22 protein-coding genes and 1 other RNA gene are annotated in these 23,444 nt (G+C 59.8%); 11 read left to right on the forward strand and 12 right to left on the reverse strand.

Annotated elements, in window-relative coordinates; genetic code table 11:
- Positions 1–49 precede the first annotated feature (49 nt).
- The 4 genes from J5Y17_RS09565 (at position 50) to J5Y17_RS09580 (ending at position 5,323) form a co-directional block, all read left to right on the forward strand.
- Positions 50–1,006, forward strand: coding sequence for a GAF domain-containing protein (locus tag J5Y17_RS09565; RefSeq protein ID WP_219785018.1), 957 nt, complete (start codon positions 50–52; stop codon positions 1,004–1,006).
- Positions 1,007–1,142: 136 nt separating this feature from the next.
- The gene (gene adh / locus J5Y17_RS09570; RefSeq protein WP_219785019.1) at positions 1,143–2,663 is read left to right on the forward strand and encodes an aldehyde dehydrogenase; all 1,521 of its coding nucleotides are present in this window, start codon (positions 1,143–1,145) and stop codon (positions 2,661–2,663) included.
- A gap of 107 nt (positions 2,664–2,770) precedes the next feature.
- Positions 2,771–3,139: a DUF779 domain-containing protein gene (locus J5Y17_RS09575; protein ID WP_219785020.1), complete on the forward strand. Its 369-nt coding sequence runs from the start codon at positions 2,771–2,773 to the stop codon at positions 3,137–3,139.
- Between the two features lie 204 nt (positions 3,140–3,343).
- Complete coding sequence (locus J5Y17_RS09580) at positions 3,344–5,323, forward strand: DEAD/DEAH box helicase (RefSeq protein WP_219785021.1); 1,980 nt, start codon at positions 3,344–3,346, stop codon at positions 5,321–5,323.
- A 107-nt stretch (positions 5,324–5,430) separates the two neighbouring features.
- On the opposite strand, the gene rpsU is transcribed toward J5Y17_RS09580, so the two are convergent.
- Positions 5,431–5,637, reverse strand: a complete 207-nt coding sequence (gene rpsU, locus J5Y17_RS09585; RefSeq protein ID WP_058263026.1) for a 30S ribosomal protein S21 — start codon at positions 5,635–5,637, stop codon at positions 5,431–5,433.
- 112 nt (positions 5,638–5,749) lie between these two features.
- Here rpsU and J5Y17_RS09590 point away from each other — a divergent pair, with 112 nt between their 5' ends.
- On the forward strand, positions 5,750–6,457 hold the full coding sequence (locus tag J5Y17_RS09590) for a COQ9 family protein (protein WP_219785022.1): 708 nt from the start codon (positions 5,750–5,752) through the stop codon (positions 6,455–6,457).
- Positions 6,458–6,459: 2 nt separating this feature from the next.
- Entirely contained in the window at positions 6,460–7,440 is a 981-nt protein-coding gene (locus tag J5Y17_RS09595) for an NAD(P)H-quinone oxidoreductase (RefSeq protein WP_219785129.1), read from the forward strand.
- 50 nt (positions 7,441–7,490) lie between these two features.
- On the opposite strand, the gene J5Y17_RS09600 is transcribed toward J5Y17_RS09595, so the two are convergent.
- A complete protein-coding gene (locus J5Y17_RS09600; protein ID WP_219785023.1) occupies positions 7,491–8,132 on the reverse strand; it encodes a ribonuclease T2 in 642 nt (213 codons plus the stop codon).
- 142 nt (positions 8,133–8,274) lie between these two features.
- Between J5Y17_RS09600 and J5Y17_RS09605 the strand changes: the two genes are divergently transcribed.
- Complete coding sequence (locus tag J5Y17_RS09605; RefSeq protein ID WP_219785024.1) at positions 8,275–9,012, forward strand: DUF1013 domain-containing protein; 738 nt, start codon at positions 8,275–8,277, stop codon at positions 9,010–9,012.
- 68 nt (positions 9,013–9,080) lie between these two features.
- On the opposite strand, the gene recR is transcribed toward J5Y17_RS09605, so the two are convergent.
- From recR to J5Y17_RS09650, 9 genes are all read right to left on the reverse strand, one after another.
- On the reverse strand, positions 9,081–9,674 hold the full coding sequence (gene recR, locus J5Y17_RS09610) for a recombination mediator RecR (RefSeq protein WP_219785025.1): 594 nt from the start codon (positions 9,672–9,674) through the stop codon (positions 9,081–9,083).
- Positions 9,675–9,677: 3 nt separating this feature from the next.
- Positions 9,678–10,022 (reverse strand): YbaB/EbfC family nucleoid-associated protein, encoded by a 345-nt coding sequence (locus J5Y17_RS09615; protein ID WP_219785026.1) that lies wholly within the window; start codon positions 10,020–10,022, stop codon positions 9,678–9,680.
- A 31-nt stretch (positions 10,023–10,053) separates the two neighbouring features.
- Positions 10,054–11,883: a DNA polymerase III subunit gamma/tau gene (locus J5Y17_RS09620; protein ID WP_219785027.1), complete on the reverse strand. Its 1,830-nt coding sequence runs from the start codon at positions 11,881–11,883 to the stop codon at positions 10,054–10,056.
- Between the two features lie 12 nt (positions 11,884–11,895).
- Positions 11,896–12,939, reverse strand: a complete 1,044-nt coding sequence (rsgA, locus tag J5Y17_RS09625) for a ribosome small subunit-dependent GTPase A (RefSeq protein WP_219785028.1) — start codon at positions 12,937–12,939, stop codon at positions 11,896–11,898.
- A 156-nt stretch (positions 12,940–13,095) separates the two neighbouring features.
- Positions 13,096–13,194: signal recognition particle sRNA small type (ffs, locus tag J5Y17_RS09630), an RNA gene on the reverse strand.
- Between the two features lie 91 nt (positions 13,195–13,285).
- A complete protein-coding gene (locus J5Y17_RS09635) occupies positions 13,286–14,050 on the reverse strand; it encodes an ABC transporter permease (protein ID WP_219785029.1) in 765 nt (254 codons plus the stop codon).
- Positions 14,050–14,844: an ABC transporter ATP-binding protein gene (locus J5Y17_RS09640; RefSeq protein WP_219785030.1), complete on the reverse strand. Its 795-nt coding sequence runs from the start codon at positions 14,842–14,844 to the stop codon at positions 14,050–14,052. Before J5Y17_RS09640 ends, J5Y17_RS09635 begins: the two co-directional genes overlap by 1 nt.
- Positions 14,845–14,927: 83 nt before the next feature.
- A complete protein-coding gene (locus J5Y17_RS09645) occupies positions 14,928–15,935 on the reverse strand; it encodes an ABC transporter substrate-binding protein (protein ID WP_219785031.1) in 1,008 nt (335 codons plus the stop codon).
- Positions 15,936–16,145: 210 nt separating this feature from the next.
- A complete protein-coding gene (locus J5Y17_RS09650) occupies positions 16,146–18,122 on the reverse strand; it encodes a bifunctional 2',3'-cyclic-nucleotide 2'-phosphodiesterase/3'-nucleotidase (protein WP_219785032.1) in 1,977 nt (658 codons plus the stop codon).
- Positions 18,123–18,386: 264 nt separating this feature from the next.
- On the opposite strand from J5Y17_RS09650, the gene nudC reads away from it, so the two are divergent.
- Complete coding sequence (nudC, locus tag J5Y17_RS09655; RefSeq protein WP_219785033.1) at positions 18,387–19,334, forward strand: NAD(+) diphosphatase; 948 nt, start codon at positions 18,387–18,389, stop codon at positions 19,332–19,334.
- 39 nt (positions 19,335–19,373) lie between these two features.
- Positions 19,374–19,847, forward strand: a complete 474-nt coding sequence (locus tag J5Y17_RS09660) for an SRPBCC family protein (RefSeq protein ID WP_219785034.1) — start codon at positions 19,374–19,376, stop codon at positions 19,845–19,847.
- A 20-nt stretch (positions 19,848–19,867) separates the two neighbouring features.
- On the opposite strand, the gene J5Y17_RS09665 is transcribed toward J5Y17_RS09660, so the two are convergent.
- Entirely contained in the window at positions 19,868–20,698 is an 831-nt protein-coding gene (locus J5Y17_RS09665) for a prephenate dehydratase (protein WP_219785035.1), read from the reverse strand.
- Between the two features lie 122 nt (positions 20,699–20,820).
- Here J5Y17_RS09665 and J5Y17_RS09670 point away from each other — a divergent pair, with 122 nt between their 5' ends.
- Together J5Y17_RS09670 and J5Y17_RS09675 are read left to right on the forward strand one after the other, a co-directional pair.
- On the forward strand, positions 20,821–21,339 hold the full coding sequence (locus J5Y17_RS09670) for a cytochrome c family protein (protein ID WP_219785036.1): 519 nt from the start codon (positions 20,821–20,823) through the stop codon (positions 21,337–21,339).
- A gap of 195 nt (positions 21,340–21,534) precedes the next feature.
- Positions 21,535–23,415: an extracellular solute-binding protein gene (locus J5Y17_RS09675; RefSeq protein WP_219785037.1), complete on the forward strand. Its 1,881-nt coding sequence runs from the start codon at positions 21,535–21,537 to the stop codon at positions 23,413–23,415.
- Positions 23,416–23,444 lie beyond the last annotated feature (29 nt).

The raw sequence follows: 23,444 nt of genomic DNA on the forward strand, positions 1-23,444 counted from the left end.
CCCTATGCTAAGGCTAACACAAGCCGCGTTTGGGAGGAGGCGGCGAGAAATGCGCCCAAGTCACGCTGATCACATCATTTCTACCGTCGAATCAGATTCAGTCGGCACACGGCTGACCGCGAGCTGGCGGCGCTCGATGAAGAAGCACGGGCTTGACCCAACACGCACGCCTGCGCCGCGCCGTTTTTCCGAGTTGGAAATCCAAGAACGCCGCGCACGGCTCGAAGGCTTCTTGGATCTGGCCACGCCAAAGCTCGATCACCTGTTCCAAATGGTCGGCAACACGGGCTGTTCCGTTTTGATGACGGATCGTGACGGGGTCATTTTGGACCAGCGCTCCAAGGATGCCGACAGCGACACGTTTCAAGCCTGGGGTCTTTGGGCCGGGTTCGATTGGTCGGAGCAATCCGAGGGCACCAACGGGATTGGCACCTGTATCGCCGAAGCGCGCAATGTCATCATCCACCGCGACGAACATTTCATGAGCCGCAACACGGCGATGTCCTGCATGGACTCGCCGATCTTCGGACCCGATGGCGAATTGATCGCAGCCCTTGATGTGTCCTCCTGCCGAGCCGACCAGACGGAGGCCTACGCCCGGCTGATCGCAGGCGTTGTGGCGCAAACCGCGAAACAGATCGAATCCGAGGCCTTCCGTGCTGCTTTCCCGAAAGCGCGGATCATTGCCGGGCCCGAAGATCGCCCCGAGGGTGCCGTTCTTTTGGCCGTGGATCAGGACGATCTCGTAATCGGCGCAACGCGGGCGGCGCGTCGGGCCTATGGCTTGGGGTTTGGCAACGTGATCGACCCACGTCCGGCCTCTGACATTTTGGGGCGCGACAGTTCCGTCTCTGCCCTCGAGCGCGCGGAACGCGCCGCGCTCAAACGCGCCATTGCGAGGGCGGGCGGCAATATGTCCGCTGCGGCGCGCGAGCTTGGGATTGGACGCGCAACCCTCTATCGCCGGATGAAACGGCTTGGGATCGGCGAAAACGGTGAAAACTGACCCGTACCTGTCTCAGAGGTGAGACATTGCGGCACTGCGTCTACTAAAGTCGGGGGTGACCCGAGTGATGTGAGCGGTCACCTTCGAAGAATAGGCTGACGTGGAGGACGTCATGCCAACACTCGAGGAGGAACCCATGAACGTACAAACTGAAGCCAGCGCCAAATACGCGTCGCCTTTCAAATCCCGCTATGACAACTTCATCGGCGGCAAGTTCACCCCGCCGGTCAATGGCCGCTATTTCGACAACACCACGCCGATTACCGGCGAAAAAGTGTGTGAAGTGGCCCGTTCTGACGCGGCTGACATCGAATTGGCGCTGGACGCCGCCCATGCCGCGAAGACCGCGTGGGGCCTGACCAGCGCAACGGAACGCTCCAACCTCTTGTTGAAGATCGCCGACCGCATCGAAGAAAATCTCGAAATCATCGCCACCGCCGAGACCTGGGACAACGGCAAGCCGATTCGCGAGACCATGGCGGCCGATATTCCGCTCTCCGTCGACCACTTCCGCTACTTCGCAGGTGTTCTGCGCGGCCAGGAAGGCACGATGTCTGAGATTGATGCCGACACCGTGGCCTATCACTACCACGAGCCGCTGGGCGTTGTAGGCCAGATCATTCCGTGGAACTTCTCCATCCTGATGGCTGCGTGGAAACTTGCCCCGGCTCTGGCTGCGGGCAACTGTATCGTGATGAAACCGGCGGAACAGACCCCGGCCGCGATCATGGTCTTGGTCGAACTGATCGCCGACCTGCTGCCCGATGGCGTGCTCAACATCGTCAACGGCTATGGCGCCGAAGTCGGTGCACCACTCGCACGCTCCCCGCGCATTGCGAAAATCGCCTTCACCGGCTCTACCGCAACCGGCCGCATGATTATGCAATACGCCACCGAGAACCTGATCCCGGTTACGCTTGAGCTCGGCGGTAAATCCCCGAACATCTTCTTCTCCGACGTGATGCGCGAAGATGATGCCTTCCTCGACAAAGCTGTCGAAGGCTTCGTGCTCTTCGCCTTCAACCAAGGCGAGGTCTGCACCTGCCCGAGCCGCGCACTCATTCAGGAAGACATCTACGAAGAGTTCATCGAACGCTGTATCGCCCGCGTGAAAGCCATCCAGCAAGGCGACCCGCGTGACATCAATACCATGGTCGGCGCTCAGGCGAGCTCCGAGCAGCAAGAGAAGATCCTGTCCTACCTGACCATCGGTCGCGAAGAAGGCGCCGAAGTTCTCGTGGGCGGCGATGCGGCCAAGTTCAACGGCGATCTCGCCGGTGGCTATTACATCCAGCCGACGATCCTCAAAGGCCACAACAAAATGCGTGTGTTCCAAGAGGAAATCTTTGGCCCGGTTGTCTCCGTGACCACCTTCAAGGACGAAGAAGAAGCGCTTCAGATCGCCAACGACACCATGTACGGCCTCGGCGCCGGTGTGTGGTCGCGCGATATGAACACCTGCTACCGCTTCGGGCGTCACATTCAGGCCGGTCGTGTCTGGGTGAACAACTACCACGCTTACCCGGCCCACGCGGCCTTCGGTGGCTACAAACAGTCGGGTGTGGGTCGTGAGAACCACAAAATGATGCTCGATCACTACCAGCAGACGAAAAACATGCTCGTCTCCTACAACCCGAACAAGCTGGGCTTCTTCTAAGAGACCCTGCTACCGCTAAGCCCGTGTCCCGGGCTTATCTTGGGGCATATGCGCATACCTCCTCCCCCCTTGGGTGCGCATATGCCCCGCTTTCGAAAGCCAGAACAATGCCCCTTGATCGCGTGATCCTCACAGATGCCGCCCGTAGCCTTCTCGATGAGATTGTCGCGGAACATGGCCCCGTGATGTTCGTCCAGTCGGGGGGATGTTGTGACGGGTCTTCGCCGATGTGTTTTAAAAACGGCGACTACATGATCGGCTCGCGTGACATCAAACTGGGCGAGGTCGCGGGTGCGCCGGTTTGGATTTCCGAAAGCCTGTTTGAGATTTGGCGGCACAGCCAGATGATCTTGGACGCCGGTCCCGGTCATGGTGCCGGATTTTCGTTGGATACCGGACGCGGCACTTGCTTTCTGTCGCGCTCTCGTGTGTTTACGGATGAGGAATGGGCTGAGATCGAAGCCGCTGAGGCCTGATCGCCACGTGATGCGCAGCTCTCCCACGTGTTAGCTCGAATGCCCGGCACATGGCCCTGACGGTCTTTTCCTTGGTAGAAATACTCATATTACGCGCTCGGCAGACCACTTCCCCATGCGGCTTTCTGTAGACTCCCACGTCCAAACCCGCTAAACGACGCTATCTTGCGCCTGTGTTTGGGCGCCCATACGGATTTTCCCCTGATGCTGACGCCTCTCTCCGACGCCCTCGCCGAGCGCGGGTTCGACACTTTGACCGACGTGCAAACTGCCGTCACCGCCCCCGAACTTGCGGAGGCGGATCTTTTGGTGTCGGCCCAGACGGGTTCGGGCAAAACCGTGGGCTTTGGTCTCGCCATCGCGCCGACGCTTTTGGGCGACGCCGAACGGTTCGATCATGCCGGAAGCCCGCTGGCTCTGGCCATCGCACCGACGCGCGAGCTGGCGATGCAGGTGGCGCGTGAGCTAGAGTGGCTCTACGGCAAGACCGGCGTGCGCATCTCGACCTGTATCGGCGGCATGGATGCCCGTACCGAACGCCGCAGCCTCGAGCGCGGCGCGCATATCGTTGTCGGCACGCCGGGTCGTTTGCGCGATCACATCACGCGCGGTGCGCTGGACCTCTCCGACATTCGCGCCATTGTGCTCGATGAAGCCGACGAGATGCTCGATCTGGGCTTCCGCGAAGATCTCGAATTCATGCTCGGCGAAGCGCCCGAGGACCGTCGCACGCTGTTGTTCTCGGCCACTGTGTCGAAGTCCATCGCCGAGATTGCCAAGACCTATCAACGCGATGCCGTGCGCGTCACCACGATCAGCGAGCGCGAACAGCACAGCGACATCACCTATCAGGTGATCCAATGTGCGCCGCGCGACGCGGAGCATGCGATCATCAACCTGCTGCGCTATCACGACAGCCAGACCTCCATCGTGTTTGCCAATACCCGTGCTGCCGTCGCACGTCTGACCGCACGCTTCGCTAACCGTGGCTTTGCCGTCGTCAGCCTTTCCGGCGAGCTGTCGCAGGACGAGCGCAGCCATGCGCTTCAGGCGCTGCGCGATGGGCGGGCCCGTGTTTGTGTCGCCACCGACGTGGCTGCGCGCGGGATCGACCTGCCCAATCTGGAGCTGGTGATCCACGCCGATCTGCCGACCAACACCGAAGGCCTGCTGCACCGCTCCGGTCGGACGGGCCGTGCCGGTCGCAAAGGCATCTCCGCCCTGATCGCGCCGGACAACGTCTCGAAAAAGGCGGCACGCCTGTTGAAGTGGGCGAAGATCGACGCGGAATGGGTCTATGCGCCGACCGCCGAGGAAATCCTCGCCTTGGATGAAAGCCGTTTGATGGATGATCCGGCTTGGGCGGCTGAGCTGACGGAAGGTGAACTGCAATTCGCCGAAAAACTCCACGACCGTTTCACGCCTGAGCAGATCGCAGTCGCCTGTCTGCGTCTGTATCGTGCGGGGCTCTCCGCGCCTGAGGAGTTGAACTTCCACACAGCGAAACGCCCGCAAGACCCGCGCGCCGAGTTCGGCCCGTCGGCCTGGGTGTCGCTGTCCGTCGGGCGCAATCAACGTGCCGAGCCGCGCTGGCTTCTGCCGCTTCTGTGTCGGGCTGGCAATCTGGAGAAAGCCCAGATCGGCAAGATCCGCATGGAGGACGATGAGACCTTTGTGGAGTTGAAAGAGTCGGCTTTGGCAGGATTCATGGACCACATCGGCCCGAATGCGTCGCTCGAGGATGAGATCAATGTGACGGCTCTGCCAGGCGCGCCGGCCTTTGCACCACGTCAAAGCCCTGCGGGGCGTCCCGGCAAGGGCGGCCCGAAGAAACGCTTCGACAAGCCGCGCGGCAACACCTCGTCTCAGGAGTATCTTGAGGGGCAGGAGCGTCCGCAGCGCTCTTTTGACAAGAAGCCCGCAGGTCAGAGCGCCAACAAGAAACCCTATGAGAAAAAGCCCCGCAAGGAACGCGACGATGCGGTTCATGCGCCCGCCAAACCTGCGCGCAAACCGCGTGCCGGTGGTGGTGCCGGAGCTGGGTCTGCCGGGACCGGTAAGCCCAAGGCCAAGTTCGAGAAGCCGAAATTCGACCGCTCCAAACCCGCAGGCAAGAAACCGCATCGCAAAGGCGGTAAGCCGCCCGCGCGCGGGGGCGATGCCACGCCGCGCCGCAAGGGCTGAGGCGGAGCCAGGATTAAGACAAAAACAAACCCCCGGAGCTTGCGCTGCCGGGGGTTGTATTTTTTATAATGTCCTCGAAAGGACCGTTCGAAACGTCGAACTTGCTCTTAGAGCATGCCTTCGCGCTGAGCTTTTTTACGAGCCAGCTTGCGGGCACGGCGGACGGCCTCGGCCTTCTCGCGCGCTTTCTTCACGGACGGTTTCTCGAAATGTTGCTTGAGCTTCATTTCACGGAAAACGCCTTCGCGTTGAAGTTTTTTCTTCAGAGCCCGAAGGGCCTGATCGACGTTGTTGTCACGAACGCTAACCTGCATGTGGTGTCACCACCTTCCTAAGTTAGATTTGCAAAAATTGCAGGAGGTGGCCGTATAGCAAAGTCATCCTAGCTTGTCTACTATGCCCGAGACCGTGAAGGAGGACAAAGACATGCCAACCACCGCTTATCCCGATCCGACCCGTGAAAAACTGCTCGATGCGGCGCTGATTCATGTGGTTTTCGATGGTTGGGGACCGGAAACCTTCAAAGCGGCCGTGGCTGATTCGGATGTCTCCGAAGGCTTGGCGAAGGTCGCAGCCCCGCGCGGATCGGTTGATCTGGCAGCGGCCTATCACAAACGCGGCGACCGGGAGATGGTGGCGGCGCTGGAGGCGGCGGACCTGTCGGACATGCGGTTTCGCGACCGAATTGCGCATGCGGTTTGGATCCGGCTGCAATCGGTTGATCGCGAAGTGGTGCGGCGCGGCATGTCGCTTTTCTCGCTGCCGATCTACGCGCCTGAAGGGACAAAGCTGCTGTGGGAAACAGCGGATGCGATCTGGACCTCTTTGGGCGACAATTCGAATGACGTGAACTGGTACACCAAACGCGCGACGCTGTCGGGCGTGTTTGCCTCGACGGTGCTGTTTTGGCTTGGTGACGACAGCGAAGGCTTTGTGGACACGAAGGCGTTCCTTGATCGTCGCATCGACGACGTGATGCAGATCGAAAAAGCCAAGGCGACCGTGCGCGACAACAAAATTCTGTCGGCAATGTTTGCGCTTCCAAATGCGGCCTTGTCGATGGTTAAGGCACCGGCAGGTGTGGGACGGGACGATGTCCCGGGAACGCAAACTGCCGGAGGGGCGTCTGAATGAGCTTGCCTGAAATGATGCGCGCGGTCGAGATTTCCGAACCCGGTGGGCCGGAGGTTTTGAAGCCCTGCACCCGCCCATTGCCTGTGCCCAAAGCCGATGAGATCGTGATCAAACTGGCCTATGCGGGCGTGAACCGTCCTGATGCTCTGCAACGCGCGGGGCTTTATAATCCGCCGCCCGGAGCGTCTGATTTGCCCGGTCTTGAGGGCGCGGGGGAGGTCGTGGCCGTGGGGGCTGCGGTCAGTGATTGGGTGATTGGCGATCAGGTCTGCGCGCTCTTACCCGGCGGCGGTTACGCCGAATATGTCGCGACCCCTGCTGCGCATGCTTTGCCGGTGCCCAAGGGGATGTCTTTGGAAGAGGCTGCCTGCCTGCCCGAGACATTTTTCACGGTCTGGTCGAATGTCTTTATGCGTGGCGGTTTGCAGGCCGGAGAGCGGTTTTTGGTGCATGGAGGTTCGTCTGGCATCGGTACGACGGCGATTCAACTCGCACGGGCCTTTGGTGCGCGCGTGTTCGCTACCGCGGGCTCTGATGAGAAATGCAAGGCCTGCGCGGGGCTGGGCGCCGAGCGCGCGATCAATTATCGCGAAGAGGATTTCGTCGACGTGGCGAAAGCCGAGGGCGGTATGAACCTGATCCTCGATATGGTCGGCGGCAACTATATCCCCCGCAATATCAAGGCGCTGGCGATGGAAGGCCGCTTGGTCAACATCGCGTTTCTGCAAGGCTCGAAAGCTGAAGTGAATTTCGCGCAGGTAATGATGAAGCGCCTGACGCTCACCGGCTCGACGCTGCGTCCGCAATCGGATGCGGCCAAGGCCAAGATCTCCTCGGCGCTTTTGACCAAAGTCTGGCCGCTCATCGAGGCGGGGCAGGTTGGTCCGGTGATGGACAGCACCTATGCCTTGGACGATGCCGCGAAAGCGCATGCGCATATGGAAAGCGGCGCGCATATCGGTAAGATCGTTCTCGAAATTTGAGTATTTGAGGCACAAAGGAAACCGCCTCGTCTCCTTTGTGCCAGAAATACTCAGTCGATGGCCTCAAAAAGCGCATCGTCCAGCGTGCAGTCCCGAATGACATCCGCGCCGCATTTGCGCGGCTCCAGATCGCGGGTCAGGCAGATGCGGACTTCTTGGATGCGCGAGGCTTTGCAGGTCACGGTAATTTCATTGGGCTCAAACGCGGGGTTGTCCTTGAGAAAGGCGTCCTCAATCACGGAGGCGGGGAGTTTCACGTCGTCTTTGAGTTTGCGAAACACCTCGGGGCGGGTGATGCGGTTGTAGGCTTCACGCGAGAGGGCAAGAAAGTCCTGCGACGACAGGCCGGAGCAGCGGCCGTGTTTCTTCCATTGATACCAAGCCGCCCCTGATGTGCCCATGATGTCGGCCATGGTGGCGGTCTCGCGTTTCGACGGATCATGGGCGGTGGTGTTGCAATAAGACGGCCAGCCGCGTTCGTATTGCGGCCAGAGGCCATGCAGAACCCAGCCGAACTCCTGATCGCATTGCGGCGAGTTGCGCGCCTCACCCTCCAGCGCGCACCATGTGGGAGACCAGGACAGCGACAGCACATAATAGTCGAAATCACCCGCGCGTTCACCATCGGCGAAACCGGCCGTGGCGGTCAAAAGCCCAAGCCCCATTAGGGCACTCACGATGCGTTGACGCATTTTCTCTTTCCTCCGATTGCGATCCGCACTATACAGCGCGCAAGTTCCCCGACAACGAGAACCGTCCCCAGCCGGGGAAAGCCCTTTGAGGCGACGGGAAAGGTGTATCCGGGGAGAGCCGCATTTTTAAGGAGTGTGACCCATGGCAAAACCGATTATGGCAAAGGCCACCGCTGTTTGGCTGGTCGACAACACCACGTTGAGCTTCAAACAGATCGCCGATTTCTGTGGTCTGCATGAGCTGGAAGTTCAGGGCATCGCCGATGGGGATGTCGCGGGCGGCGTGCGCGGGTTCGATCCGATCGCCAACAACCAGCTGACCGCTGACGAAATCAAAGCTGCGGAAGAAAACCCGCTGCACAAGCTGAAGCTCAAGTTCAACGCAGCGGCTCAAGGCGAAGAGAAACGCCGTGGCCCGCGCTACACGCCGCTGTCGAAGCGTCAGGACCGTCCGAATTCGATCCTCTGGCTGGTGAAATTCCACCCCGAGCTCTCCGACGGCCAGATCGCGAAACTCGTGGGCACCACCAAGCCGACGATCCAGTCGATCCGCGAGCGCACGCATTGGAACATTGCCAACATGCAGCCGATCGACCCGGTGGCTCTGGGCTTGTGTAAACAGACCGAGCTGGACGCCGCTGTGCAGAAAGCGTCGAAAAACCTCGCGGCTGGTATGACGGATGACGAGCGTCGCAAGTTGTTGTCGACCGAAGATTCCTTGTCTGCTGATGCTGATGAGCCGAAAATTCCGACCGCGATTTCCGGTCTGGAGACCTTCTCTCTGTCGCAGGACGACGAAGATGAGAAGGACGAGAGCGTGCCGGATGCCGACAGCTTCTTTAACCTGCCGGATACGGATGACGAGGACGACGACGCCTAAGAGGCGCCTCCTCTGTAAAAACAAAACCCGGAGCCTTGGCTTCGGGTTTTTTGTTATCGGATGAGGTTTTAGAGGCGTTTGCGGGCCGTGAGTGCGGCGGTGATTGTGCCATCGTCGAGGTAATCAAGCTCGCCCCCGACCGGCACACCCTGGGCCAGTGAACTGACCTCGCAGCGGCCCGACAATTCGTCGGAAATGTAATGCGCCGTGGTCTGGCCATCGACGGTGGCGCCCAGAGCGAGGATCACCTCGCGCACGTGTTCATCGATCACGCGTTGAACCAGTAGGGGAATCCGCAGTTCCTCCGGCCCGATGGCGTCGAGCGCCGAAAGCGTCCCGCCCAGCACATGGTAGCGACCTTTGAACACGCCTGCGCGCTCCATCGCCCAGAGATCGGAGACATCCTCAACAATACACAATTCGCCATTGGCGCGGCGCTCGTCGGCGCAGATGTCACAGAGATCGCCGGTGCCGATATTGCCGCAGCGCAGGCATTCGCGCGCGCTGTCGGCGACCTGTTGCATGGACTGCGCCAAGGGCTGCATCAGGCGTCCGCGTTTCTGGATCAGGTGCAAAACGGCACGTCGCGCCGACCGGGGCCCAAGCCCCGGCAAACGCGCCATCAGATCAATCAGATCCTCGATGTCCTGCCGTCCGCTCATGTTTTAGAACGGCATTTTGAAATCAGCCGGAAGGCCAAGACCTTCGGTCAGGGATTTCATTTCGGTTTCTGACTTCTCGGCGGCTTTCGTCTGAGCATCCTTGATTGCGGCGAGGATTAGGTCCTCGACCACCTCTTTCTCATCGGGATGGAAAATCGACGGGTCGATGTCCAGCGCCGTGAGTTTGCCCTTGGCGGTTGCCGTGGCTTTCACCAGACCCGCGCCGCTTTCGCCCACCACGGTCATGGTGTCGAGCTTTTCCTGAAGCTCGGCCATATCCTTTTGCATTTGCTGGGCTTTTTTCATCATCCCGGCCATATCGCCGAGGCCGCCGAGGCCTTTGAACATCACGTTTCTCCTAAGTTCATGCGGGCTGCGTTCACTCTTCGAACGGGTCCCATTCATCTTCGACTTCCTGAAGCGCCTCAGTGGCGGCCTCAGAGGCAATTTTTTCCGGGGTGCGAATATCGGAGATTTTCGCATCGGGGAACAGCTCGAACACTTTCGCCACTATGGGCTGTTTCATCGCTTCGGCACGCAGCGCCATCTCTTCGGCGTGTTCGATCTCGTAGATCGTGCGGACATCTTCGGGGGCCTCTGCGATGGTGATCATCCAGCGCACGCCGGTCAGGCGGTGAAGCCGGTCGGCCAAGCGTGGCGCAAGGTCCTGTGCGGCTTTGCCCCAAGGCTGAAACTCAATCCGCCCTGGCGCGTAGCGCGCGATGCGCATGTTTTCTTTTGCTTCGATCAACAGCGTGCCGGCGCGGTGTTCTTCGAGTAGGGCGACGACACTTTCGAAACTGGTGAAGCGGGCGAGAGAGGCCTCGGGGGCCAGAGCCGTCGCGGTCGCGGCGCCGGACGACATGGTTGCTCCATGGACCGGGCCGCGTGGTGCCCCCTGTGCGCTGCCCTGCGCATGTGTCGATCCACCGCCCGCAGGCGCACCGCCTCCCGCCGGACCGGAGGGCGGTCTGGGCGGCGGGTTTTGTTCATTGAGCTTGCGCACCAAATCTTCGGGCATCGGCAGGTCGGCGACATGGGTCAGCCGAATGATTGCCATCTCGGAGGCCATCATCGCGTTGGGCGCGGCGGAGACCTCTTCGATGGCTTTCAACAGCATTTGCCACATGCGCGACATCACCCGCATCGGCAGTTTTTCGGCCATTTCAAGCCCGCGTGCCCGTTCGTCGGGGCCGATGGTGGGGTCTTCGGCGGCGGATGGCGTGATCTTTATCACCGACACCCAATGCGTAATCTCCGCCAGATCGCGCAGCACCGCCAGAGGATCGGCGCCATCGGCATATTGCCCGCCCAATTCCTCAAGCGCGCCCGCGGCATCGCCCGCCATGATCATGTCGAAAAGATCGAGCACACGGCCCCGGTCGGCAAGGCCGAGCATGGCGCGAACCTGATCGACGGTGGTTTCGCCAGCGCCATGGGAAATCGCCTGATCCAAAAGCGACAGTGCATCGCGCACGGAGCCTTCGGCGGCGCGGGTGATCAGCGCCAGCGCATCCTGCGCGACCTCTGAACCTTCTTTTTTGGCGATCCCGGCAAGGTGGTTCATCATCACCTCCGGCTCGATCCGACGCAGATCGAAGCGCTGACAGCGCGACAGCACAGTCACCGGAACCTTGCGAATCTCGGTCGTGGCGAAGATGAATTTGACGTGGGCAGGCGGTTCTTCGAGGGTCTTCAGGAGCGCGTTGAACGCACTCGTGGAGAGCATGTGCACCTCGTCGATGATGTAGATTTTGTAGCGCGCCGAGGCCGCCCGGTAATGAACCGAATCGATGATCTCGCGAATGTCGCCGACACCCGTGCGCGATGCAGCGTCCATTTCCATCACGTCGACATGACGCCCCTCGGAGATTGCGACACAATGCTCGCAGACGCCACAGGGGTCTGTTGTCGGCATGCCGGTGCCATCGGGGCCAATGCAATTCATGCCCTTGGCGATGATCCGCGCGGTGGTGGTTTTGCCCGTGCCGCGAATGCCGGTCATGATAAACGCCTGCGCGATCCGGTCGGCGGCAAAGGCGTTTTTCAGGGTCCGCACCATGGCGTCCTGACCGATCAGATCGACAAAGGTTTCCGGGCGATATTTGCGCGCCAGTACCTTGTAGCCGGTGGTGGTGTCGGTCATGCGAGGGCCCTTTTCTGTGTTCTGCTCTAAGGTAAGGGCGGGGACCTCTCCCCGCAACCTCATTTCAGAGTTGGATCACTCGCCACGCCGGGCCTTTTTCGCCTTCATGGTGGTTTTCACCATTTTGGAGAATTTCCGCCCCCGCTCGCGGGCTTCTGCGATGGTCTCGGAGTTGCGGCTGTCCTCATCCACCAGCTTGCGCCAACGCTCCACACGGTCCGGGTCGAGATCTCCGGCTTCTATCGCGCGACGCACGGCACAGCCCGGCTCCGTCTGGTGTTGGCAGTCGGAAAATTTACACTCTGTGGCGAGGTCCGTGATGTCCTCGAACAGCGTCGCGATGCCCTCAGAGGCGTCATGCAGCGCAAGTTCCCGCATGCCGGGCGTGTCGATCAGCCAGCCACCGGCGTGCATCCGGTGCATGGAGCGCGATGTCGTGGTGTGCCGCCCCTTGGCATCGTCCTCGCGGATGTCGCCGACCTCGATGTCTTCGCCAGTGAGGCCGCGCGCGATGGTGGATTTGCCCACACCCGACGAGCCAACGAGAGCAATCGTCTGACCCGTGCCGCAATAGGTTTCGAGGCGTGCGATGTCTTCGGGCGATTTGGCGTTGATCAAGAGGACTTCGGCTCCCTCATAGAGGGCCTTGGCGCGGTCTTCGTACACGTCGGCGGGCATGTCCTCTGGCTTGTCGGCCTTGGTGACGACGATCACCGGCGTGGCCTCCGCCTCAATCGCGATGGCGAGGTAGCGTTCAAGGCGCGCCTCGTTGAAATCGAGGTTGCACGACGTGGTGATAAACAACGTGTCGATATTGGCGGCGATCAGCTGTGCCTGCGCCGCGAGACCGGCGGCTTTGCGGGAGATCACCGTCTTGCGGTCCAACACGCGGATGAGCCGTTCACCATCGGTGAGGGCAAAATCGCCCACGGCCATATCGGTCGCAACATGATCGCCCGTGAGCGCGATTTCGCGGCGCTCCAACTCGGAGGTGAGCGCCACAACAGAGCGGCGGCGCACTTCGGAGAGGCGCACGGGCGTGAAGGATTCGACTTCGGTGAGGTCGAGCTGGCCGTTGAAAAACTGGGACCAGCCAAGCATATTGAGATTAGATGTCATGAGACTGCCTTGCAAAACGCGAAAGGGCTTCCGCGCCGAACGGGCGGCGGAAGGGAACGGTTTCGGGCAGTCCGATGATGGGAAAAGGCCTTAAGCGGCTGCCCGAGGGGCGTAAGCGACAATCATCAATTTCCTCCTCGGTTCGCATTAAGGTTTAGGTGAGAGGCTGGACAACGACCCAAGCGGGGCTCGTTACGGCTGCTTCCTTCCGGACCTGACCGGGTTGGCGAGGCGCTCGCCCGCGCCAACCTCTCAAGGCGTTACATAATGATGACACGCGAGGAAAGCAAGAGGCGCAAGACCGCCTCTCGCCATACGATTGTGAACCCCGTAGGCGTTCCGCTCACTATCCCTGTGGACGCTCTGCCCAACCCGCAAAGATTTTCTCCAGCGCCACCACGATGTAGTAGAGCAGGATGCCGAGGAAGGCCAAAGCGATCAGCACGGCGAACATCAGCGGGTAATCCGCGTTGATCTTGCCGCTGTCGAACAGGTGGCCAAGGCCCTTGCCATGCGGCTCGACGATCTCCATCAGGTTGGTGCCGATGAAGGCGAGCGTCACCGCGACCTTCAGCGCGCCGAAGAACTCCGGCAGGGTTTTCGGCAGGGCGATCTTCCAGAAAATCGTCCATTTCGATGCGCCCAGAGAACGCAGGATGTCGCGATATTCCGGCTCCAGAGTCGAAAGCCCAATGGAGACCGCGACGGAGATCGGGAAGAACGAAATCATGAAGGCGATGAGCACGGTGTTCAGATCATGCTGGCCAATGAGAATGAGCGCGATCACGGGGACGACGGTGGCTTTCGGAATGGCGTTGAAGCCCACAAGCAGCGGATAAAGCGCGTCGCGCATGGTGCGGGAAAAGCCCATGATCATGCCGATCAACGTGCCAAAAACGACGGCGACCAAAAGCCCGACGACGGTGCGCCAGAGGGTTTGCCATCCGTAAATCAGGAAGAGATTCCAATATTTTGTATAGGCCGGGATCAGGTCGGAGGGGGAGGCCATTTTATAGTTTGGCCATTGGTTCACCCAGACGATGAATTCCCAGAAGGCGAGGAAAATGAGGATGGCGATGGTGGGCGTGGCGATCTTGCGGAAGGTTTTCATTATGCGGCCTCCCCATCCGTGGCGCGGCCTTGCGCGATCTCAATCTGGTGGCGCAGGCGGTGCAAAATCTCGGTCGCCTCGGGTGTGTAGATCACCTCAAGATCGGTGCGTCCGTCGAGTTTGACGTTCTCCACATGCTGCGTCGTGGCGGGGCGGCCCGAGAGCACGATGACCTCATCGGCGAGATAAACGCTTTCGCGCAGATCGTGGGTGATCAAAACACCGGTAAAGGGTTCCTCGGCACGCAGCGCATGCATGGTTTGCCATAGATCCTCACGGGTAAACGCGTCGAGCGCGCCGAAGGGTTCGTCCATGATCAACACGTCGGGTTTGTGTACGATGGCGCGACACAGGGACGCCCGTTGGCGCATGCCGCCCGACAGTTCGGAGGGGCGTTTGTCCTCAAACCCTTCAAGGCCGACAAGCGCCAAAAGTTCGCGCCCGCGCTCTTCTTTCTGTTTCTTTGTCATCTTGTTCGGAACGATTTCCAGCGGCAACAACACGTTTTGCAGGATCGTCCGCCACTCCAACATCACCGGATTCTGAAAGGCCATGCCGACGGTCGAGCGCGGGCTGGTGACTTTTTCACCATGGAGCCAAACTTCGCCCTGATCGGGCTTCATCAGCCCGGCGACGAGTTTTGTCAGCGTGGATTTGCCACAACCCGATGGGCCGACCACGGCGCAGAAATCGCCTTCGGGGACGGAAATGTTGAGGTCGTCGAGAACGGGCAGGGGGCCGTTATCGGTTTTATAGGCGTGGGTCACGCCTTTGATGTCTATGAGGTTTGCCATTTTGTCCGGTCTTACCTTTTGCCCGCATGAAAACGGGCGCGAGCCTGTAAAGGTCCCGCGCCCGCCAAAGTTTTCCTGTGAGATTACTTCAGCATGCGCGCGTCAGCGGCGGGCAGGTAGTCTTCGGTGAAGTAAAGGCTCGCATCGGGTTCTGCGTTGAACTCGTAGACCATTTTGAGTTGCTCAAGCGAGCCGGCAAAGCGCTCCGCATCAATCCCGCCCATGCCGTTTGCGGCGACATAGTCGGTGTAGACATTGCCCTCGAGCGCCAGTTCGAGGCGGCGAGTTTCAAGGTCCAGATCAGACGCCGGGTTGTACTTGATCATGTATTCAACGGCGGCTTTCGGATCGGACATGGCGTCTTTCCAGCCCATGGTTACGGCGGCCACAAAGTCTTTGACCGCATCCGGGTTCTCTGCGGCGAAATCCGTGTTCACGATCAGCGCGTTGCCGTAGAGGTTCACACCATAATCGGACATCATGATCGTCGAGATGTCATCCTCCGGCACGCCGAGGCGCACAAGGTTCAGGAAGGACGAGAAGTTGAAGCCGGTGACGGCCGCGACCTTGCCCTCGGCGAGCATCGGCTCGCGGGTCGGGAAGCCGACGGGTTCGACGGTGATCGCGTCCATGTCGAGATCGTTCTCGGCGGCAAAGATCGGGAACTGCGCCCAGGCGCCATCCGGCGGCGGCGCACCAAGCACCTTGCCTTCAAGGTCTTTCGGCGCTTCGACGCCCAAGGATTTCCGACCGACCACGGCAAAGGCCGGGGCGTCATAGATCATCATCATGGCGATGACCGGCGCGCCGGGGTTTTGATCGAGGAATTTCACGAGGCTGTTGATGTCAGCCATGCCGACCGGAAACGCGCCGGTGGCGACTTTCGGAATCGCGTCGAGCGAGCCTTGGCCTGCGGAGATTTCGACGCTCAGATCGGCGTCGGAAAAGTAGCCTTTTTCCAGCGCTGTGAAATAGGGGGCAGCGGGGCCCTCGAATTTCCAGTCGAGCGCGAAAGGCATCGCGGTCTCGGCATAGGCGGCTGTCGCGGTCAGCGCGAAGGCAGCCATGGTGGTGATTGATTTGTAGAACATGAATTTCCCCTGAAAAATCCTCTGTGTCGTTCCGGCTTAGAATGGCGCGCCATTCGGTCGCCTGCGAGATTGAGGTTCACAATCATGTATACAACCTTAGCGGCTGCGTAAAAAAATGGCGGAAAAAATTTATTTGCCCATTTGGTAAACAAAAAACGGCCACGTGATGTGGCCGCTTTGTCGATATGCGCTCAGTTCGACCAATTCGGGTCAGAGCGTGATGCGGAATTGTGCGAATCCGTCGGTGCCTTCGCCCGCGTCCTCAATCGCCAGACCTTTGAGATCGGAGAGATGGGTGCGCGCCGCAGGGCCGGTTTCGAACAGCACGGTGGTGTCCCCCAGAGGGGCCAGCGACCAGTTGTTGTCGGCGGTCGGATTGACGGTGCCTTGCTCGACGATATAGCGCACGATGATGTCGCGGTTGGTGTCAGGTCCTTCGAAAATCACCGTGGAGCCATCTGCGCCGGGGAAGGTGCCGCCGCCGCCCGCGCGGTAGTTGTTGGTGGCGACGATGAACTCCATGTCGTCGGTCACAGGTGCGCCGTCGAAGGTCAGATTGACGATCCGCGAGGCCGCGGGGTTCAGGGGGTCGCCGTTGGCATCGAACCGCGAAGGTTGTGAAATGTCGATCTGGTAGTCCACCCCGTCGATCACGTCGAAATTGTAGGAGGCAAAGTCGGGGTTCAACAGAACCGCGTCTGTTGCGCCTTTCGCGACCTGATTGAACATGCCTGCGGAGCGCTCCAACCAGCCTTTGAGGTCCGCGCCTGTGATGCGCACGGCGCGGATGGTGTTCGGGTAGAGGTAAAGATCGGCGACGTTTTTGATTGCCACATCGCCGGGTGCGACATCGGTGTAATATTCGGGTCCGCCACGACCACCGGCCTTAAAGGGCGCGGCGGCGGAGAGAATTGGCAGGCCTTCGTGTTCGGTGCCTTTCATCATTTCGCCGATGTACCAAAGCTGGGCATTCGAGACGATTTGCACCGAAGGATCATCGGCAACGAGTGCGAAATAGGAATGCAGTGGGGCTGCGGTTTTGCCCACAGCGCGGCGCACATAAGCCAGTGTTTGGTCGTGGATGTCCTGCACAGAGGCCAGAACCGGCTCAACACTTTCTACCAGCGGCGTGATCGAACGGTCTTCCTCGCGGCGCGAAATCGGGCGCGTCTCGACCGTGCTGGTCACCACGCGCCAAGCCCCGCCTTCATATTCCAAGAGCAAATCCATCACGCCAAGATGCGAGCCCCAATAGCCGCCCATCACGGCGGGTTTGCCGTGGATCAGACCCTTTTCGCTGTCGACGGCGGCGTAGCCATCGAAGGTCGGCGACGGGAACACGAGGTGCGAGTGTCCGGTCAAAAGCGCATCCACACCGTCGATCTCTGCGAGCGGCACGGAGGCGTTTTCCATGCCCTCGGTGTGATCGGCGGCGCCAATGCCGGAGTGGTTCAACGCGATGATGAGGTCGGCGCCTTTCTCCTTCATCTCTGGCACGTAGGCGCGAGCAGTCTCGACGATGTCGCGCGCGTTGACACTGCCTTCGAGGTTCTTGCGGTCCCACATCATAATCTGTGGGGGCACAAAACCGATGAGGCCGATCTTGATCTTATGTGTTTCGCCTGCGCCATCGGTGATCTCGCGCTCCAAGATCACATAGGGCGGCAAAAGCGTGACGTCCTCGCGGGGCGTGGCGCCCATTTCCTTGACGACGTTGGCGGAGATCACCGGGTAGTCCGCGCCGGCCAGTGCTTTCATCAGAAAGTCGATGCCGTAGTTGAACTCGTGGTTGCCCAACGTCGAGGCGTCAAAGCCCAAGGTGTTCATCGCGGTGATGACAGGGTGCATGTCGCCCTCTTTCATCCCACGTTCATAGGCGATGAAGTCGCCCATCGGATTGCCCTGCAAAAAATCGCCATTGTCCAAGAGCAGCGCATTGGTCGCCTCGACGCGAATATCATTTATATGCGCAGCGGTGCGGGCGAGGCCGACCGTGTCTACAGGCTTGTCGGCATAATAGTCATAGGGAAACACATGGACGTGCAAATCCGTGGTTTCCATAATCCGCAAATGCGCCTGGTTGGCGTTGGCGCGGGCCGAAAAGGGATGAAGCGAAATCAAGGCAGTTCCTGCGATTGTGCCGGACAGAAAGCCACGGCGATTTATGTTTTTATTCAGATGGTTCATCTGGTTACCCCATGTCGTGAAACGGTGGCTGTATCTAGGTTGAGGCGACCATCCGTCCGTCACAAGACAAAGATGTGACGATCCCAAAATTTACCAAGACAATATCGTCAGGCAATCGATTTAGGTCTGCGATTTGAGCTATGTTTGCAACTTTAGGTTGCATTGTTGTCTTTTGTCGTAAAATGGCAACAGGGCGCGTCACCTCGACAAGAGAGGGAGCTAGGTGACTTGGTTCCCGTGCTGCACCGGGCGTAAGCCAATCGCATGAAACAGGAATTGGTGCCGCTTGCAGGCGGAGAATTGAACAGGGCGGCGCATCTGAGAGGTAAGGCCTCCGTGATGCGGGGTCAAATGGACGCGCTTGTCCTGCCGGTCTGGCGCGGGCATGTGCCGACGGACGCGGAGGGCGCATTGGCGCTGATCGCGGCCGAGCGGTTTGAGGCGGCGCAGGCGTATGAGGTGTTCCTTGGCCTTTTGCCGGGCGGTCAGCCGGTTTTTGCCCGCGATGTGAGCGTGTTCGCGCCACTGGTGGCTGACGAGGAGGCTGCTCCCCCTTCGCCTTGGTCGACTGCGGGCGTGGCCTTTCAGGAGTTCGAGGGGCTGATCTTTCGCGACCTGCGCGCGGTGATGACCACGTTGACACCGCTTGAGGCGGAGATGGCAGGCACGGCGCGGGGGCTGTTCGAATGGCATCGCTCCCACGGCTTCTGTGCCGCGTGTGGCGTCAAAACCGAAATGTCTCAAGCCGGTTGGCAGCGGGAATGTCCCGCCTGCAGTGCCTCGCATTTCCCGCGCACGGATCCCGTGGTGATCATGCTGGTGACCCATGGCAATTCCGTCCTGTTGGGGCGCAATGAGAACTGGCCGGAGCGGATGTATTCCCTCTTGGCCGGTTTCGTCGAGCCGGGCGAGCCCATTGAGGCGGCGGTGCGGCGCGAAGTCTATGAGGAGGCGGGCGTGCGCGTTGGCAAGGTCTCCTATGTCACCAGCCAACCCTGGCCCTTCCCTGCGTCTTTGATGCTTGGCTGTCGGGCGGAGGCTCTGAGCACGGAGATCATCATTGATCCGGTCGAGATCGAGGATGCACGCTGGGTGCGGCGTGAGGAGCTTGCCCGTGCGATGGTCGGCCTGCATGAAGACATCGCGCCCGCAAGAAAAGGTGCCATCGCGCAGGTTCTGATGGCCAAGTGGCTTGCGGATGATTGGGAATAACGGAATAACGGATCGGCGGAAAATAGCAGGTAAGTAGGCATGAAATTCTCGACCCGTCAGGACATTGAGGCTCCGGCCGCATTCGTGTTCGAACATCTCACGGATTTCGAAGGGCTGGAACGTCAGGCCATGCGCCGTGGGATCGCCGTGGCGCGCAAATCGCCCAAACAGCCGCGCGATGTCGGGGCAGGGTGGACGCTCAAGGTGCCGTTTCGCGGCAAAATCCGCGACCTCAACGCCGAGATCATCGCATGCGACGCGCCGAACACCCTGACCGCGACGGCTGTGTCCGGTGGGTTGAATATGGAGATCAAAACCGAGCTCGTGCCGCTATCGCCGCAGCGCACGCGGGTGACGATTGGCTATGACGTGCGGCCCAAATCACTGTCTGCACGCATCCTTGTGCAATCGGTGAAGTTCGCAAAGAACACTTTGCAGAAACGCTTTGAGAAGCGGGTCAAGGCCTACTGCACGCACCTGTCGGAACAATATCAGGGTGCGCCGAAGCGCTAATCTGATCCGGTGCGTGGGGCTCAGGTCCGGCGCGGATCTGCCGGGTAAACGCCCAGAATTTCCACCATTTCAGTGAAATACCGCAGCTCGTCGAGGGCGAGGCGCACATTGGCGTCCTCGGGGTGACCTTCGATATCCGCATAGAATTGCGTCGCGGTGAAGACGCCGTCGACCATGTAGCTTTCCAGCTTGGTCATGTTGACGCCATTGGTCGCGAAGCCGCCCATCGCCTTGTAAAGCGCGGCGGGAATGTTGCGGACGCGGAACATGAAGGCGGTGACCATCTTGTCGGCGCGGCGTTCATAATTCGGTTCGCGGGCCATAATCAGGAACCGCGTGGTGTTCAGTTTGTGGTCCTCGATGTGACGCGCGAGGACGTCGAGGCCGAAAATTTCCCCCGCCAACTCAGAGGCAAAGGCACCGATCGCGGGATTGCCCTCTTCTTTCACCGACCGCGCGGCGGCGGCGTTGTCGGACCAGTTGACGGTGCTAATCCCGTGCTCACGGATAAAGCCGCGGGCTTGTCCCAAAAGGACGGACATGGCGCGGGCGCTTTTGATGTCGGAGATCTTGGTGCCTGGCAGGCCCAAAAGGTTCACATGCACACGCACGAAGGTCTCGTCGATGATGTGAAGGCCGGAATCCGGCAACAGGTGATAGACGTCCTGCACCCGACCATAGGTCGAATTCTCGACTGCAATCATGCCAAGTTCGGCAGCCCCCGAGCGCACGGCCTCCATCGCATCTTCGAACGTGGGGCAGGGCAGCGGCTCGTAATCCGGACGTGCATCCGCGCAGGCTTGGTGCGAATAAGAGCCGGGTTCCCCCTGAAATGCGATGCGAGCGGCCATTTTTATCCCTTTTCCTGCGTTTGAACTGCGCTAACTTGTCCGGGTTTCGGTCTTATACCTTGAAATGAATCATGGGAAGCGGGTAGATATCGCGCGACGAACCTATAGGAACGGAACGCAATATGTTCAACACTATGACCCTTACCAAGATCGTGGGCGGCGTATGCGGCACATTCTTGATCTTCCTTCTCGGCAACTGGGCCGCCACCTCCATCTATGCCATGGATGCCACCGGACATGACGGTGAGCATGCCCAAGCCTACGTCATCGCCACGGGCGACGATGAGGCTGTGGAAGAAGATGTGGTCGAAGTGAGCTTTGAAGAACTTCTGGCCTCTGCTGATCCGGCAAAAGGCGAGAAAGTCTTTGGCAAATGTAAAGCCTGTCACAAAGTCGACGGCTCGAACGGCACCGGTCCACACCTCGATGGTGTGTTTGGTCGTGACGTCGCCGCTGTCGGCGATTTCGCCTATTCTGATGCGATGGTGGGCCACGGCGGCGCATGGACCGCTGAGGCGCTCAGCGAGTTCCTTGCTGACCCGAAAGGCGTTGTGCCGGGCACCAAAATGTCTTTCGCAGGTCTGAAAAAGGTCGAAGATCGCGCCGACATCGTGGCCTATCTTCAGTCGATCTCCGGCTAAACCCCGTTGATCCGCCCGCACGCGGAACTTTTAAAACCCCCGCCGCTCTGGTGGGGGTTTTGTTTTGGGCAATATGAGTGATGCGTTCTCGATCACGTAAATTCGAGCGCATGTAACTTGCATCCGGGCGCTTTGGCACATTACCGTCTGTGCTAAGTGCAACCCATGTCCTCAAAGCCTCCCGGAGACCCGAATATGATCCAACGCCCCATCGCCCGCGTCTTTCCTGTCATGGCAACGCTTGGCCTTCTTTCGGGTGTCATGTCGCAAAGCGCTTGGGCGCAGGATGCGGAGATCATCACCTCGACCTGGTATTCCGAATGGGACGAGGCGAAATACGACCAGCCCTTCGACCATCTCGACTACGTCAACCCGGAGGCCCCGAAAGGCGGTGAGATCATTCTGGGCACAGTCGGCACGTTTGACAGTATGAACCCCTTCGCGACGCTGTCCGGCACGCCCGCCCTGCTGTCGAGCACGATGTATGAGCGTCTCATGACCTCGACGGCGGATGAGTTCAAATCGGCCAGCTATTGTGTGCTCTGCGAGACCATCGAATATCCCGAAAGCAAGGATTGGGTGATTTTTCACCTGCGCGACGACGTGACTTTTTCCGACGGCACGCCGATGACTGCCGAAGATGTGGTGTTCACCCACAACAAATTTATCGCCGAAGGCACGCCGTCCTGGCGTTCGGGTGTTTCCGCGATGATCGAAAAGGTCGAAGCGCTCGATGATCTCACCGTTAAATTCACCTTTCAACCCGACATTCCGCGCAGCGGTCTGATCGGTCAGGCGGGCGCGACGATCGTAATGAAAAAGGCGTGGTTCGACGAAACTGGCCACCGGCTCGACGAAAAGCGATACGAGACGTCGCCGGGCACGGGGCCCTATATGCTGACCGCATATGATCCCGGCCAATGGGTCGAATACACTCGCAATCCCGACTATTGGGGCGCGGATCACCCGTTCAATGTGGGGCGCAACAATCTCGACACCATTCGTGTGACCTATTTTGGTGATACCATCGCGGCGTTTGAGGCCTTCAAAGCGGGCGACATCACCTTCCGTCAGGAGTTTTCCTCGCTGGTCTGGGCGACCAATTACGATTTCCCGGCGCTTGAGAATGGCTGGGTGAAAAAGGAAACTTTGCGTGACGGCAGCCTTCCAGGGGCCTCGGGGTTCCTGTTCAACTTGCGGCGCGAGAAATTGCAGGACCGCAATGTGCGTTTGGCGCTGGGGCTGATGTACAACTTCACCTGGACCAACGAGACGCTGCAATATGGGCTGTTTTCCCAGCGCGAAAGCTTCTGGCAGACGCCGGACCTGATGGCGACCGGACGACCGGAGGGCAAGGAGCTTGCCGTGCTCGAAGGCGTGAAAGAAGATTTGCCCGAGGCAATCTTTACCGAAGAGGCCCTCTTGCCGCACACCTCTGGCGAGCGCTCGCTGGACCGTCGCAACATGCGTCAGGCCACGGCTCTGCTGGCTGAGGCGGGCTACACCCCCGGCGACGACGGCAAAATGCGCAACGCCGCGGGCGAGGTGCTATCGCTCGAGATACTGCATTTCAGCCCGTCCTGGGACCGGATCATCAAACCCTATGTGGAAAACCTGACCGCGCTGGGCGTGGACGCGCGCTATAACCGGATCGACCCGAACCAGTATCAGGCTCGTAAGCAAAGCTTTGATTACGACATGATCTTCGATGGCTATTCGAACGGGTTCGAGGAAGGCTCCGGTTTCTTGCAGAAATACGGCTGCGACGAAGTGGACGATATTTTCAATCCGGCCGGCTATTGCAGCCCGGCGATCGATAAGATCGGCAAGGAGCTTTTGAACGCGGAGACCTATGACGACATGGCCGCAATGGTTAAGGCGGCGGACCGGATCATGCGCCACGACTATTTCATCGTGCCTGCGCATATGAACGACAGCTATTGGGTCGCCTATTACGACATGTATGAGCACCCGTCCGAAGACATGATGCCGCCGCTTGATTTGGGCTTTCTGGATTTCTGGTGGGTCAATGCCGACCGCGAAGCGGAATTGCGCGCGGCAGGCGCATTGAAGTAAAAGGCCCCGAACGGCCAAGAGCAGATATA

This window comes from Celeribacter sp. PS-C1, assembly GCF_019429625.1.
Lineage (GTDB): Bacteria > Pseudomonadota > Alphaproteobacteria > Rhodobacterales > Rhodobacteraceae > Celeribacter.